A 14,060-nucleotide genomic window follows, 5' to 3' on the forward strand; every position below is an offset into this window, starting at 1 on the left:
CAATGTCTGACTACATCCTGACCCTTTCCTGTCCTGATCGCACAGGTATCGTCCACGCCGTTACAGGCTGGTTGCTGGAACAACACGGTAACGTGGTTCAAGCCCAGCAATTTGGCGATGCAGAAACCGAGCGTTTCTTTCTGCGCATTCACTTTTCGTTGTCAGGTAAAGAAACCAACGTCACTGAACTGAATGAGGCGTTTGCTCCACTGGCCACTGAGTTCAACATGGATGCGCACATCTATGATGCCAACCGCAAAGCGCGTATCTTGATTTTGGTCAGCCGTCAGGGTCACTGCTTGAACGATTTATTGTTCCGCACGCATAGTGGTCAGTTGCCGGTAGAAATTGCAGCGGTGTTGTCCAACCACCAAGACCACGCCACCTTGGCATCGTCTTACAACATCCCGTTCCACCACCTGCCTGTTACGGCTGAAACCAAGCAAGAACAAGAACAGCAAATTCTGCGTTTTGTGGATACGTTGGGTATTGATCTGGTGGTGTTGGCACGTTACATGCAAATCTTGTCACCTGAACTGTGCCGTGCGTTGTCTGGCCGCGCCATCAACATTCACCACAGTTTCTTGCCTAGCTTCAAAGGTGCACGCCCTTACCACCAGGCGCATGCTCGCGGTGTGAAGATCATTGGTGCAACGGCTCACTACGTGACTGAAGATTTGGATGAAGGTCCAATCATCGAGCAAGACATCGAGCGCGTGAACCACTCCATGAGCGCCCACGAACTGACACAAGTGGGTAGCGATGTGGAATCGCTGGTGTTGTCCCGCGCGGTAGCGGCACACGTTCAGCATCGTATTTTGCTGAACGGTCAGCGTACGATTGTGTTCCGTTAAGGCGGTAAGCTGTTTACACAGGGGCTGAGTTCTTCTTCCCCTAGGTAGCTAGACTGAAGAACCTCTGGTGTTGTTGCGCCAGAGGTTTTTTGTTTTGGGTGGTACATGTTGCTGACGTGGTGACGGATTAAGGTTGTATCCATTGCACGCGCTAAGGGGCTGGGTGAGTACTTGATGCAGTATTCATCGCACGCGTTGATGCCACATTCATCGCACACGCCGGGAACTGCAGGAATACTTTTTGTGATTTGTACACCAAATCAAAAAAGTTTCCTCTCCGTCCCCCGGTTGTTCTGACTGTGGATAGGTTTACAGCCCTTTCTTTTGGGTTGTGAGTGCAACTTGATCCAATTGGGAGGCAGGTTTAGATCGTCTGTAATATCAGCTGTACCATCAGGAAATCCAGCTTAGTTTTAATGAAGGCAACAGGTGCCGAAATTATCAGCACACGGAATAAGTAGGCATCTTCAGCAATTGGTAAATATGCCTCTTTCTTCCACCGCAGAAGTACACACTAGCTTCAACGGCAACTACACTCAAAACCGTTGCAAGCGATGGAGGGAAAACGGAGGAAAGTATTTTTTTATTTGGTGGTCAAATTAAAAAATACTTTTCGCAGTGCTAGCTACAGCAACCAGTGATGAGTACGTTGGTGCTGCATTCCTGCAGCCCAGTATTCTGAACGTTACTAGCCCTTCGCCGGCAGTCCCAGTCTACGTTTCAGCCAATCCCTAAATGCCACCAACGCTTCCATATTTTCGTTATCCACAGGGTAACTAAAGAAGTACGCCTCGCGCCCGGCCAAAGTACCTTCATGCGCTGTCACCAAACTGCCATTTTGCAATTCGGTCTCAACGAGAAACCTTGGAATTAATCCCACCCCCATTCCTGCTCGCACCGCTAACAAGGTTAAGGAAAACAGTTCATAACGTGGCCCTGCTTCGGCCAATGGTAAGTGCTCCAGCCCTTGCTCGCGATACCACATGCGCCATGCGTCTGGCCTAGAGATCATGTGCAAGTGCGTCATCTTTTGTATCTGACCTTGAGCATGCTCCAAGGTGGCAGGTGTACACACCGGCACTAAGTCACTTTCCTCAAACAGCTTGATGCCCTGCGTGCGTGGCCACAATTGTGCGGCGTGATAAATAGCCGCGTCAAAGGGGTTGTCCGCAAACTGGAAGGGCAATGTGCGTATGGATAAGTTGATGGTGATGTCGGGACGCACTTTGGCAAACTCAGCCAGAATGGGCATCAACCATACGGTTGCCAGTGTGGGCAGTACGGCCAAGTGCAAACTGCGCCCCAAGGCCGAACGTGTCATCAAACTGAGTGTGTCTTTTTCTAATTGCTCTAGATGCAAGCGCACACGCGCGGCATATTCTGCCCCCGCATCCGTCAACGCAATACGGCGTCGTACTCGTGTGAGCAATTGCACGCCTAGGCTTTCCTCTAGCCCGGATACCTGTCGGTACACCGCGCTATGTGTGAGCGATAGCTCTTCAGCCGCTCGCGAAAATGATCCTAGTCGTGCGGTGGCTTCAAACGCCTGTAACGCCCCTAAACTTGGTACTCCGTGTCTCATGGTTTACCCGTATCCCATTACAAATGTTGCGCTGCAACTATCTGCTGCACCAAACATTCTCTACTATATTTTTTGGTCGTGCATTTAACACACGATGTTGTGCAATTTTATCAATTGATTTGTGCCACAAACGCACATAACCTGCAACTATGACTACTACTACAAAAACACATATGCAACACTCCCGTTTAGGTGGCCATCTGCTGGTAGACCAGTTGGTCAAACAAGGTGTTGAGCACGTATTCTGCGTGCCAGGTGAGAGTTACCTGGCCGTATTAGACGGGCTGCACGACGCCAAGGTTGATATTACCGTATGCCGCCAAGAAGGAGGCGCAGCCATGATGGCTGACGCTTATGGCAAGCTGACGGGCCAACCAGGGATTTGCATGGTCACACGTGGCCCCGGTGCTTCCAATGCACTGGCTGGCATACACATTGCTCAACAAGACTCCACTCCACTGATTTTATTTGTAGGCCAAATCGAACGCGGCATGCGCGAGCGCGAAGCCTTCCAAGAAATGGATTACCGCGCTGTGTTTGGTACGCAGTGCAAATGGGCAACTGAAATCGATCAAGTTGATCGCATTCCAGAAATCATTGCTCGCGCCTTTCATATTGCCACCAGCGGACGTCCCGGCCCAGTCGTCATTGCTTTGCCGGAAGACATGCTGGTAGAAACCAGCACCGCCCCTGATGCTCGCATTCCTGAGCCTGTCAGTGGTGGCCTAAGTAGTAGTCAATTGCAGTCACTGGACAGCCTACTGTCCAACGCCAAAAAACCGTTGGCGATTCTGGGTGGTAGCGGCTGGACAGCGGAAAGCTGTAAAGCTTTCCAAGACTTTGCTGAAAAGAATCACCTGCCGGTTGCCGTACAGTTCAGACGACAAGCGCTGTTTTCTGCCGACCACCCCAATTACATTGGGGACGTGGGCTTAGGCGTGAATCCTAAACTGATTACCGCCATCAAAGAAGCCGACACGATTTTGCTGTTGGGTGGACGCATGTCCGAGGTGCCTAGCCAAAGCTACACCTTGTTTGATATCCCTACCCCACATCAAACCCTGATTCACGTGCACCCCGACATCAGCGAGCTGAACCGCACGTACCAAAACACACTTGGTATTGCACTTAGCCCCAAAGATTTCGTGGCTGCCTTGCCTGAACAGTTGAGCAGCAAAGCGGATGCTGAGCGCGTTAAAACGCTGCATCAAAGCTACGTAGACTGGAGCAATCCAGACGCCATTCGCAGCCCAGGTAAGTTCCAGATGTCGGATGTGATGCGTCATTTGCGTACTGCGCTGCCCGCTGATGCCATTATGTGTAACGGTGCCGGCAACTATGCCACATGGCTACACCGCTTCCACCGCTTTAACGAATTTGGTACACAGTTAGCACCTACCTCTGGCTCTATGGGCTATGGTTTGCCTGCAGCGGTAGCAGCCAAACGCATCAATCCTGAATCCACTGTTGTCTGCTTTGCAGGTGACGGCTGCTTTATGATGCACGGCCAAGAATTTGCCACAGCGGTGCAATACGACCTGCCTATTATCGTTTTGCTGATTGATAACGGTATGTACGGCACCATCCGTATGCACCAAGAACGTGAGTACCCTGGCCGCGTGTCAGCCACGGTATTGAAAAACCCCGACTTCGCCCGTTATGCTGAAGCCTTTGGCGGCTACGGCGAGCGGGTAGAAAATAGCGCTGACTTCCCTGCTGCTTTCGAGCGAGCACGGGCAAGCGGCAAACCCGCAATTTTGCATTGTTTGCAGGACCCCCAAGCCATTACGCCAAGTATGAGCTTGGATCAGATCCGCGAACATGCACTTAACACTCAACATCGTTAGAACACTAGGAGAATCACATGTCCAGCAAGCCATCTTTTCACTGGGAAGACCCTCTCTTGCTATCCACGCAGTTGACGGAAGAAGAGCGTATGGTGCGCGATGCAGCACACGCGTATGCTCAGGAAAAACTGGCACCTCGCGTGTTGGAGGCTTTCCGCAATGAGCAAACAGACGTATCTATTTTCCGTGAAATGGGTGAGCTGGGCTTGTTGGGACCAACCATCCCTGAAGAATACGGTGGCTCTGGTCTGAACTACGTGTGCTACGGTTTGATCGCGAGAGAAGTGGAATACGTAGACTCCGGTTACCGTTCCATGATGAGCGTTCAGTCTTCGTTGGTGATGGTACCCATCAACGAATTCGGTAGCGAAGAGCAGAAAAAGAAATACCTGCCTAAACTGGCTTCCGGCGAATGGATTGGTTGCTTTGGTTTGACTGAGCCTAACCACGGTTCCGACCCAGGCGGCATGGAAACACGCGCAGTGAAAACTAGCGACGGCTACCTGCTGACCGGCGCAAAAATGTGGATCACTAACTCCCCTATCGCTGATGTATTCGTTGTATGGGCGAAGGTAGTTGGCGGTGAAGACGACGGCAAAATCCGTGGCTTCATCTTAGAAAAAGGCATGAAAGGTTTGTCCGCTCCTGCTATCCACGGCAAAGTTGGCCTGCGTGCTTCTATCACAGGTGAAATCGTCATGGACGAAGTACCTGTAGCAGAATCACAAATGCTGCCTAAAGTGACTGGTCTGCGTGGCCCATTCACTTGCTTGAACTCCGCTCGTTACGGTATTGCTTGGGGTGCTCTGGGTGCTGCAGAAAGCTGCTGGCACACTGCACGTCAGTACACACTGGATCGCAAACAGTTTGGTCGCCCATTGGCTGCTAACCAATTGATCCAGAAAAAACTGGCCGACATGCAAACTGAAATCACACTGGGCTTGCAAGGTTGCTTGCGCTTGGGCCGCATGAAAGACGAAGGTATTGCTGCTGTAGAAATCACCTCCATCATGAAACGTAACTCTTGCGGTAAGTCTTTGGATATCGCACGTTTAGCTCGTGACATGCTGGGTGGTAACGGTATCTCCGACGAATTCGGCGTTGCCCGCCACTTGGTGAACTTGGAAGTTGTGAACACCTATGAAGGTACACACGACGTTCACGCTCTGATCTTGGGCCGTGCACAAACAGGTCTGCAAGCCTTCTATTAATCAAAAGCAGTGCTGGTCTTTTTTACGTGAAGATCCGCTTTTTTGAAGCACCCTTACCCAAGGGTGCTTTTTTTTGCTTATAACTAAACGCGAGTTGAAGAGTCTAGCCCAGCGCTATAAACTTCAAACATTGGTACTTCTGCCAATACTAAGCGTCTTCAGGGCGGGGTGTAACTCCCCACCGGCGGTAGGTAAAGCAACAGCATCGCGCTGATTGGTCTTTACAAGCCCGCGAGCGCCCATGCAGCAATGCGTGGGGTCAGCAGATCTGGCACACAAACCAGAGCCGACGGTCATAGTCCGGATGAAAGAAGATGTGTGGTATTACACAACCTCATCACATAGGCACGCGCCTATGCCGTGGGTATTGTGTGTGCTGCTGCATGCCCCGAAAACGTCTTCTCATTATTGTTGTCTACGAGGAGCGTTTATATGTCTCATACCCCCCTAGCAGAGCGCACAGCGCCTGCCCTTGCGAACTTCCCTTCTACCACTGAAGCTGTACACCAACGCGTTCACGCCGCCTTAGAGGCTGTGCGGGCCGGTATTCCTGTTGTCGTCATGGATGACTATGACCGCGAGAACGAAGCTGATCTGATCTTTGCTGCCGAATGCTTGTCCGAAAGTGGCATGGCGCAAATGATCCGCGATGGTAGTGGCATTGTTTGCCTGTGCCTGACTGAGGACACTCTGGCTCGTTTAGGTTTACCGCAAATGGTGCCCAACAATGAAAGCCCTTATGGCACAGCGTTTACCGTCACCATTGAAGCGCGTGAAGGCGTTACCACCGGTGTGAGTGCTCGCGACAGGCTTACCACTATTCAGGCAGCTATCGCCCCCACGGCACAACCTCATGATTTGATCCGCCCCGGACACGTATTCCCGCTACGCGCTCATCCGGGTGGCGTATTGGCAAGACAAGGCCATACCGAAGGCTCGGTATGCTTGGCTGCCTTAGCCGGCTTACGCCCTATGGGCGTGTTGTGCGAGCTAATGAACCCAGACGGCACCATGATGCGTGGCGATGCTGTGTTTGACTATGCTGAACGCAACCAGTTGCCCGTACTGGCCATTGCCGATCTGGTGACCTACTGCCAAGACACGGGTTCAGTGTATTAACAGGGGCTAGGCTGTCTGCTCACCAAGTAGCCAGCCAAGGTATCCACAATCGCCTGCTCTACATCCTCCATAGAATGCTGTGGCAAGGGCGTAATCACTGCCGCATGAATCAGCGCCTCCATCGTCTGCAATACCACCCAGGTGGCTAAATCCAGATTGGTGGGGGCGACTTCATTACGGTGGTCTTCCAGCAATTTCCGTATACGCAAAAAGATGCTTTGATCCGCAGGGCTTTGATCCCGTGGCGCATCAAAAAACGGAAATTCTTTTTCCAACACCCTATGCAACTCAGGCGACACCTGATGGGCTGCCAACAACGCATGCACAATAGCCCGCAGATGCTCGTAAAGACTGCGCGGCTGTGCCGTCACTAATACAGTCTCTATGGCTGCCTGCATTTCTGCAGCATGCCGCTCATGCAACGCTGTGATCAGTGAGTCCTTATTAGGAAAGTACTGATACACCGATCCCACACTGACTCCAGCACGTTCTGCCACCACATTGGTATTGGTGCCGGCATAGCCTCGTTCGGTTAAAACGCGAGCCGTTGCTTCCAAAATTGCTTCTACTAGCGCCCTAGAACGGGCTTGACGCGGGACGCGCCGTGGTTGAGGTAAGGCTTCCATATACGTCATCCAAACATGAGTTTTCAACGTGAGTAAACATTCATATTATATCAAATATCGAGTAAATGCTCATGTTTGGAGTTTTCATGTCTGATCGTTCGAAGGCTACCTCTGCCGCCACGGCGGCATCACCAGTAGCGAATGTTTTTGTGACGTTGCTGCCTATTACCTTGGCAGTGTTTATAGGTTTTCTCACCATCGGGCTACCGTTACCCGTTCTGCCGCTGCACGTGCATGACGGTTTGGGAATGAGCACGTTGGTGGTTGGGATAGTAATAGGCACACAATTTGCTGCCGCCCTACTCTCCCGTGCATGGGCTGGCAATTTAGCCGATACCCGTGGTGCTAAACGCGCTGTAGTCATGGGCTTTCTTTTGGCCTCAAGTTCGGGGATTGCTTACTTAGCCTCCTTAGCTTTCACTCAATCCCCCGCCACCTCAGTGTGGGTGCTGCTCCTAGGGCGTGTGCTACTAGGCTGCGGTGAAAGCTTGGTAGTCACCGGTGCGCTCAGTTGGGGCGTAGGTCTGGTAGGCCCACAAAATGCGGGCAAAGTCATGGCGTGGGTAGGTATTGCCATGTACGGTGCTTACGCCGTGGGTGCTCCGGTAGGTGTCGCTATCAATGATCTACAAGGTTTTGCTGGTATCTCTGTCGTGGCGGCGGTACTACCTATTATTTCTCTGGCTGTGATTGCCAACCTGCGTGCATTGCCACCTACCGCAAATCGCCGCACTCCTTTCTACAAAGTGCTGGGCGTTGTGTGGGGTGCAGGGATGGGCTTAGCGCTGTCCAGCGTAGGCTTTGGGGTGATTACAGCCTTTATCGCGTTGCTCTTTGCTGCGCACGACTGGGGTAATGCCTCGCTCGCCTTCACAGCCTTTGGTTTAGCCTTCATCGCTGCGCGTATTTTCTTTGGCCACTTACCCGACAAACTGGGTGGCGCGCGTGTCGCACTAGTGTGCGTACTTATCGAAGCATTGGGCCAACTGCTGATCTGGGGTGCGGATACCGCCGTCATTGCCTACTTTGGTGCAGCACTTACTGGCTTTGGTTACTCGCTGGCCTTCCCTGGTTTCGGCGTAGAAGCTGTGCGTCGAGCCCCACCACAAAACCGTGGTGTAGCCATGGGGGCCTATGTGGCTTTCTTAGATATTTCGTTAGGAATTACCGGCCCTGCATTGGGTGCTGTAGCCGGTACATGGGGCGTTGATGCCGTGTATTTGGTAGGTGCTATAGCCGTAGCGTCTTCCTTGCTGGTCGCGGTACGCCTATTGATCTCTGCACCTAAAGGAACACAACATGTCTGAAGTAATACAAAAACCTCGTACCGCCCGCGCTGTAGGCGTGGTGCACGATGTATACCCCATCACCCCACTGATGCAACGCATTACCGTTAGTGGTGACGAAATCGCTGAATTCTTAACCGTAGAAGGCGTCAACGAGCCTGCGGCGTGGGTGAAAGTATTTCTACCTTCTGGTGAAGGCAGGGCCTATACCATCCGTCATATCGATCACGACGCCGGCACAGTAGATCTGGACTTTGTTCTACATGGCACAGACGCTGATTCTGGCCCAGCATCATTCTGGGCCGCACAGGCGACTAAAGGCGAGCACGTGGGTATCGCTGGCCCACGTAGTGGTGGCTTTTCCCTGCCTTGCGATGCCGAATGGGTGCTACTTGCTGGTGACACCACGGCCTTGCCCGGCATACAAAGTATTGCGGCTCAACTCCCACCTGAGATTGATGCCCACGTCTTTATTGAAGTGCCAGATAAACTGGAGCAACAACCCATACCCAGCCCCGCCATCTTGCGTACACAATGGGTTATCGCATCGTCTGAGCCCTGCCAAAGCCTGTGCAAAACACTGCTATCACAATCGCTACCCGTAGGCCCTGGCTATATCTGGATAGCGGGTGAGTCCACTGCCATACGCACACTGCGACTGCATTATCTGCAAGATATGGAGTTACCTAAGCATCGCGTGAGTGCCAAAGGTTATTGGAAAGCTGGCGAAGGCGACCACAAAGATTCATAACGCCTACGCCCTTTACCATGCAAGCTTAGTGCCCCATCTGCGTATATTTAGTTAAGTCAGGCAGATTGTTTTTCAGTAACTCAATCAGTCTGTTTTCAGACCAGTTCTGTTTATATACCAAACCAAAACGGTATTTAAACGCTGGTCTGAATGGCTTAATAGACAAGCCACCATTGGTATTCATGTCATGCGCCGTCAGCGGGTTAATCAACCCCACCCCCACGCCATTAGCGACCAAACTGCAAATACTGGCGATATTGGATTCGGTTTTCCCCGCAATATTCACCCCATGTTGAGCAATCAACAACAGCAACTGATCTGCCGCCAAGTTGGGCTGATTCGGAATCACCAAATGCTGATCTTGTAAGTCCTCCAGCCCTATTTGCTCACGCGATGCCAAAGGGTGATCGGAAGGAATCAAACACACCGCCTCAACATCAAATAGCTCCTCTACCACTAGCGACTGCGTGGACACCGGTAGCGTGACAAAACCAGCATCAAATAAGCCTGATTCAACGCCACGTACAATTTCTGGGCTAGATAAAATGTCGAAGGAAAAACTGTAGTGCGGATTAATGCGCAGTACGCTAGCAATCAGTTGCGGCACATAACCAAATCCCAACGCCGGTGCAGACACCAAGCGTAAACGCGACACCCCAAACTCACGCAACGCCACAATACTGTGCTTCATTTCTTCTAAATTACCAATCAAGCGCAGTATCTCGTTATACAGCTCATCGGCCTCAGGTAACGCCACCAAGCGTTTTTTATGCCGCATGAACAACTGTATGCCTATGTTCTCTTCTAGCTGTGCTAACGAACGGCTTACCCCCGATTGCGTAATACCTAAATCTTTGGCAGTACGGGTAGCCGTGCCTGTTTCGTATAACACTTTGAAAATAATCAGGGATTTCAATGAATTCAGATTGATATCCGACATATAACCTAGTCTCCGCATAGCCGTCATCCTCTGCTTCTCTCTGCAGCGTTACGGCTCTTTTTACGTGTTAATTTGGCCCTAAAGTTGATGATTAAAAATCATCAAATAATGAAAAAACATTATAATTTACAATAAAAAAACACACACCTATAATCTGCTCAAATACCTCAAATCTTGAACCTTTTCTTTAGTTCAGAGATAACAATGACCACAAATACCGAGACAGACAACAGCCCACTTTTTTATCAAGCCAATACCCAGTTGCCGCTGGTCAGCCATGCTGACGGCGTGTATCTGTGGGATCAATCCGGCAAACGCTATTTGGATGGTTGCTCGGGCGCAATCACCTGCAACCTGGGGCATAACCACCCCAAAATCAAAGCAGCCATGAAAGCTCAACTGGACAAAGTGGCCTTCAGCTACCGCACCCAGTTTGAAAGCTCCGAAGCCATTGAATTGGCTTCCATGCTGGCCGACATGACTGATCGCTACCTGAACAAAGTGTTCTTTGTAGGCAGCGGTTCTGAAGCCGTAGAAAGCGCCATCAAATTAGCCAGACAATACTTCTTTGCGACCAACCAACCGCAACGTACACGTTTTGTCTCGCTCACGCCTTCCTACCACGGCAGCACCTTAGGTGCGTTGGGGCTAACCAGCTACTTCCCACTGGAAGAGCCGTTCGAACCCATCACCAATACTGCGGTGAAAGTCCCTTCGCCTGATTTGTACCGCTATACCGAAGCGACGCTGGAAGAGCACATTGCTGCCGTCCTAGCAGAAACCGAAAAACGCATTGAGGCCGTAGGTGGAGACACTATTGCCGCCATCGTTATCGAACCTGTAGGTGGTGCGAGCACGGGCGCTCGCATGCTGACCCAACAATACTTTGAAGGCATCCGCGCACTCTGCGATCGCTATGGTTGCTTGCTGATTTTTGATGAAGTGTTGGCCGGTATGGGCCGTACAGGTCAATGGCTGGCCTACCAAAACTGGGATGTTAAACCCGACATCGTGTCACTGGCTAAAGGCTTGGGCGCAGGCTACTACCCCATTGCAGCTATCTTGTCTCGTGGCGAAATCGTGAACGCCGTCATGGCATCGGGCGGTTTCCAACACGGTCATACCTATGCAGGTAATCCGATGGCATGTGCGACAGGTGTAGCCATCATGCGCACTATGCTGGACGACGACATTATTGCTAAGTCCAGAGAAACCGGTGCTTACCTAGGTCAGCAGTTGCACCAACTGGCTGAAAAACACCCCATCGTTGGTCATGTACGCGGCATAGGCATGCTGTATGGCATGGAGTTGGTACAAGATCGCGATACTAAAGAACCTTGGCCTGCCGAACTGAACCTTTTTAACAAAGTCACTCAGATCGCTAAAAGCAAAGGCTTGTTGATTTACCCACGCCGTACCTTAAACGGCATTAAAGGCGACCACTTCTTGGTTTGCCCACCCCTGACGATTACCCCAGCAGAAATAGACACATTAATCCAATTGCTGGACGAGACACTGACAGAGCTACGTAGCTCTCTCTAAGACCAGAGGCTTTGCCTTTTGTTATGCCCCCTCTCAACGGGGGGGCATAACGCCTGGTGTACACAAAAAAAGGAGGACAACCATGATAAAAATTGCCATTGCCACGGCATTCCTAACGCTGGGCCTGCTTGGTCCAGCACATGTTCACGCTGATACGCCTGATCATGGTCTTAAAAACCAAACGCTTTCTTTTGCGATGACGGGCGCTTACCCACCCTTCAGTTTTGTGAATGAACGCGGTGAGCTTACCGGCTTCGACATAGAAATAGGCAATGAAGTTGCCAAAAGACTAGACGCCAAAGCTCAACCACTCACCACCTCGTGGGACGGCATTATTGCCGGTCTGATGGCAGATCGTTACGACACCATCATAGGCTCCATGGCCATTACCCCTCAGCGCCTGGAAGCCATCGACTTCTCTGAGCCCTACTACCGTGATGGTGCTCAGCTCTTCGTCAAACAAGGTTCAGGCTTACAAAGCATTGAAGACCTTAAAGGCAAAACCATCGGCGTCACCCTAGGCACCACCTTTGAAGACTGGTTACGTCAGAACGTACCAGAGGTCGAAGTACGTACCTACAAAGGCGATCCACAAATCATCATGGATGTGATGACTGGACGTTTATCGGGTTTTGTCACCACGCGCCTCACCGGCCTGATGGCGATTAAAGAGCGCAACGCCCCCATGGAAATGGCGGGCGACCTGCTGTACCAAGAAGAAGTTGGTATTGCGATCAAGAAAGGCAGACCTGAGCTGCAGCAAGCCATCAACACCGCCCTGCAAGCCATGCGCGACGACGGCACTTACACCCAAATCAGTGAAAAGTACTTCGGTACAGACATACGCTAAAAAGAGATTCTCATGTTTGACTGGAGCATCATTGCACAGTACCTGCCCGTACTTTCCGAGGCAGCTCTGTTAACCCTCTATTTGTCTATCGTTTCGCTTATCCTAGGCCTAATTTTTGGCCTAGGGGCGGCGTTAGCCAAACTGTCCCACAACCCTATTTTGAATGTGATTGCCAGCTTTTATGTCTGGTTGATTCGTTCCACACCGCTGTTAATTCAGCTGTTCCTGATTTATTACGGCCTGCCTCAGTTGGGCTTTGACCTATCGCCCTTTACTTCGGGTGTATTGGGCTTGGCATTAAACGTAGGTGCTTATAACGCCGAAACCATTCGCGCTGGGATTCAATCCGTAAACTTCGGCCAAACTGAAGCGGCGCTCTCTATTGGTATGTCGCGTGCTAAAGCCATGCGCCGCATTATTTTGCCGCAAGCCATTCGCAACATCATTCCACCACTGGGTAATAACTTCATCATTCTGGTGAAAGATACCTCGCTGGTTTCCACCATCACGCTGGTGGAGCTCACCATGAAAACCCAACAGTTGGTGGGCACCACCTACAAGCCTTTCGAGCTGTATTTGGGCGCCACCCTGCTGTACGCCATCATGACCACGGCTATCGCCTTGTTGCTGCGCTTGGTTGAAAAACGTCTACACCTGAAAACAAGCCGGAGATAAGCCATGACACAACCTATTATCCGTATTAAAGGTCTGAAGAAAAGCTATGGCGATCTAGAGGTACTACGCTCTGTAGACCTAGAGATCATGCCCGGTGAAGTGATTGTAGTGATTGGCCCCAGTGGTTCAGGAAAAAGTACCTTATTGCGTACCGTGAACCATCTGGAAGTCCCCACTGGTGGCACGATTTTCCTCAAAGAGACGCTGATCAATGACACCAGCCTTAAAGGTCGTGCCTTTGAACGTCACCTGTGCCATATACGTACCAACTTGGGCATGGTGTTCCAGCACTTTCATCTGTTCCCGCACTTGAGCATCCTACAAAACATTATTGAAGGCCCCACTCAAGTACTGAAGCGCGATAAACAGCAGTCTATAGAACAAGCTATAGAACTGTTGAACAGCGTCGGGTTGGCAGACAAAAAAGACGTCTACCCTGACCTGCTCTCTGGTGGTCAAAAGCAGCGTGTCGCCATTGTGCGCGCACTGGCCATGAACCCCGACGTGATGCTATTTGATGAACCCACTTCAGCGCTGGACCCTGAGCTGGTAGGCGAGGTGCTAAGCGTGATGGAGTCCTTAGCCACTAAGGGCATGACCATGATGGTGGTCACACACGAAATGGACTTTGCTCGCAAAGTGGCTGATCGCGTCATTTTCATGGACGGCGGCTACATCATCGAGCAAGGCACGCCCGAGCAAATTTTCAATAACCCCCAGCATGAGCGCACCCAGAAATTCCTGGCCAGCATTCACCTCTAGTTTTATCGGTTAGTG

At 51.2% G+C, this 14,060-nt stretch carries 13 protein-coding genes and 1 riboswitch; of the genes, 10 read left to right on the forward strand and 3 right to left on the reverse strand.

Annotated features, from left to right (window positions below):
* The first annotated feature begins 2 nt into the window (after nt 1–2).
* A complete protein-coding gene (gene purU, locus ACLPHM_RS07875; protein WP_430220670.1) occupies nt 3–854 on the forward strand; it encodes a formyltetrahydrofolate deformylase in 852 nt (283 codons plus the stop codon).
* A gap of 688 nt (nt 855–1,542) precedes the next feature.
* Here the strand turns inward: purU and ACLPHM_RS07880 are convergent.
* On the reverse strand, nt 1,543–2,436 hold the full coding sequence (locus tag ACLPHM_RS07880; protein WP_135861562.1) for a LysR family transcriptional regulator: 894 nt from the start codon (nt 2,434–2,436) through the stop codon (nt 1,543–1,545).
* Between the two features lie 149 nt (nt 2,437–2,585).
* Between ACLPHM_RS07880 and ACLPHM_RS07885 the strand changes: the two genes are divergently transcribed.
* The 3 genes from ACLPHM_RS07885 (at nt 2,586) to ribB (ending at nt 6,613) form a co-directional block, all read left to right on the forward strand.
* Entirely contained in the window at nt 2,586–4,283 is a 1,698-nt protein-coding gene (locus ACLPHM_RS07885; RefSeq protein WP_430220671.1) for a thiamine pyrophosphate-binding protein, read from the forward strand.
* 17 nt (nt 4,284–4,300) lie between these two features.
* Complete coding sequence (locus tag ACLPHM_RS07890; protein WP_430220672.1) at nt 4,301–5,494, forward strand: acyl-CoA dehydrogenase; 1,194 nt, start codon at nt 4,301–4,303, stop codon at nt 5,492–5,494.
* Nucleotides 5,495–5,644: 150 nt separating this feature from the next.
* Nucleotides 5,645–5,814, forward strand: a riboswitch (FMN riboswitch).
* Nucleotides 5,815–5,926: 112 nt separating this feature from the next.
* The gene (ribB, locus tag ACLPHM_RS07895) at nt 5,927–6,613 is read left to right on the forward strand and encodes a 3,4-dihydroxy-2-butanone-4-phosphate synthase (protein WP_430220673.1); all 687 of its coding nucleotides are present in this window, start codon (nt 5,927–5,929) and stop codon (nt 6,611–6,613) included.
* Here the strand turns inward: ribB and ACLPHM_RS07900 are convergent.
* Entirely contained in the window at nt 6,610–7,239 is a 630-nt protein-coding gene (locus ACLPHM_RS07900; RefSeq protein WP_430220674.1) for a TetR/AcrR family transcriptional regulator, read from the reverse strand. The genes ribB and ACLPHM_RS07900 overlap by 4 nt on opposite strands.
* An 86-nt stretch (nt 7,240–7,325) precedes the next feature.
* Between ACLPHM_RS07900 and ACLPHM_RS07905 the strand changes: the two genes are divergently transcribed.
* Together ACLPHM_RS07905 and ACLPHM_RS07910 are read left to right on the forward strand one after the other, a co-directional pair.
* The gene (locus ACLPHM_RS07905; RefSeq protein WP_430220675.1) at nt 7,326–8,546 is read left to right on the forward strand and encodes an arabinose transporter; all 1,221 of its coding nucleotides are present in this window, start codon (nt 7,326–7,328) and stop codon (nt 8,544–8,546) included.
* On the forward strand, nt 8,539–9,276 hold the full coding sequence (locus tag ACLPHM_RS07910; RefSeq protein ID WP_430220676.1) for a siderophore-interacting protein: 738 nt from the start codon (nt 8,539–8,541) through the stop codon (nt 9,274–9,276). Before ACLPHM_RS07905 ends, ACLPHM_RS07910 begins: the two co-directional genes overlap by 8 nt.
* A 25-nt stretch (nt 9,277–9,301) precedes the next feature.
* On the opposite strand, the gene ACLPHM_RS07915 is transcribed toward ACLPHM_RS07910, so the two are convergent.
* Nucleotides 9,302–10,216: a LysR family transcriptional regulator gene (locus tag ACLPHM_RS07915; protein ID WP_430220677.1), complete on the reverse strand. Its 915-nt coding sequence runs from the start codon at nt 10,214–10,216 to the stop codon at nt 9,302–9,304.
* 204 nt (nt 10,217–10,420) lie between these two features.
* On the opposite strand from ACLPHM_RS07915, the gene ACLPHM_RS07920 reads away from it, so the two are divergent.
* From ACLPHM_RS07920 to ACLPHM_RS07935, 4 genes are all read left to right on the forward strand, one after another.
* Nucleotides 10,421–11,758: an aminotransferase family protein gene (locus ACLPHM_RS07920; protein ID WP_430220678.1), complete on the forward strand. Its 1,338-nt coding sequence runs from the start codon at nt 10,421–10,423 to the stop codon at nt 11,756–11,758.
* An 82-nt stretch (nt 11,759–11,840) separates the two neighbouring features.
* Nucleotides 11,841–12,608 carry an ABC transporter substrate-binding protein gene (locus ACLPHM_RS07925; protein WP_430220679.1) on the forward strand — a complete coding sequence of 256 codons (768 nt, stop codon included), beginning with the start codon at nt 11,841–11,843 and terminating at the stop codon, nt 12,606–12,608.
* A 12-nt stretch (nt 12,609–12,620) separates the two neighbouring features.
* The gene (locus ACLPHM_RS07930; RefSeq protein ID WP_430220680.1) at nt 12,621–13,283 is read left to right on the forward strand and encodes an amino acid ABC transporter permease; all 663 of its coding nucleotides are present in this window, start codon (nt 12,621–12,623) and stop codon (nt 13,281–13,283) included.
* 3 nt (nt 13,284–13,286) lie between these two features.
* The gene (locus ACLPHM_RS07935) at nt 13,287–14,045 is read left to right on the forward strand and encodes an amino acid ABC transporter ATP-binding protein (protein WP_430220681.1); all 759 of its coding nucleotides are present in this window, start codon (nt 13,287–13,289) and stop codon (nt 14,043–14,045) included.
* Nucleotides 14,046–14,060: the final 15 nt, after the last annotated feature.

Source organism: Paenalcaligenes sp. Me131, from assembly GCF_050487225.1.
GTDB lineage: Bacteria > Pseudomonadota > Gammaproteobacteria > Burkholderiales > Burkholderiaceae_B > Paenalcaligenes.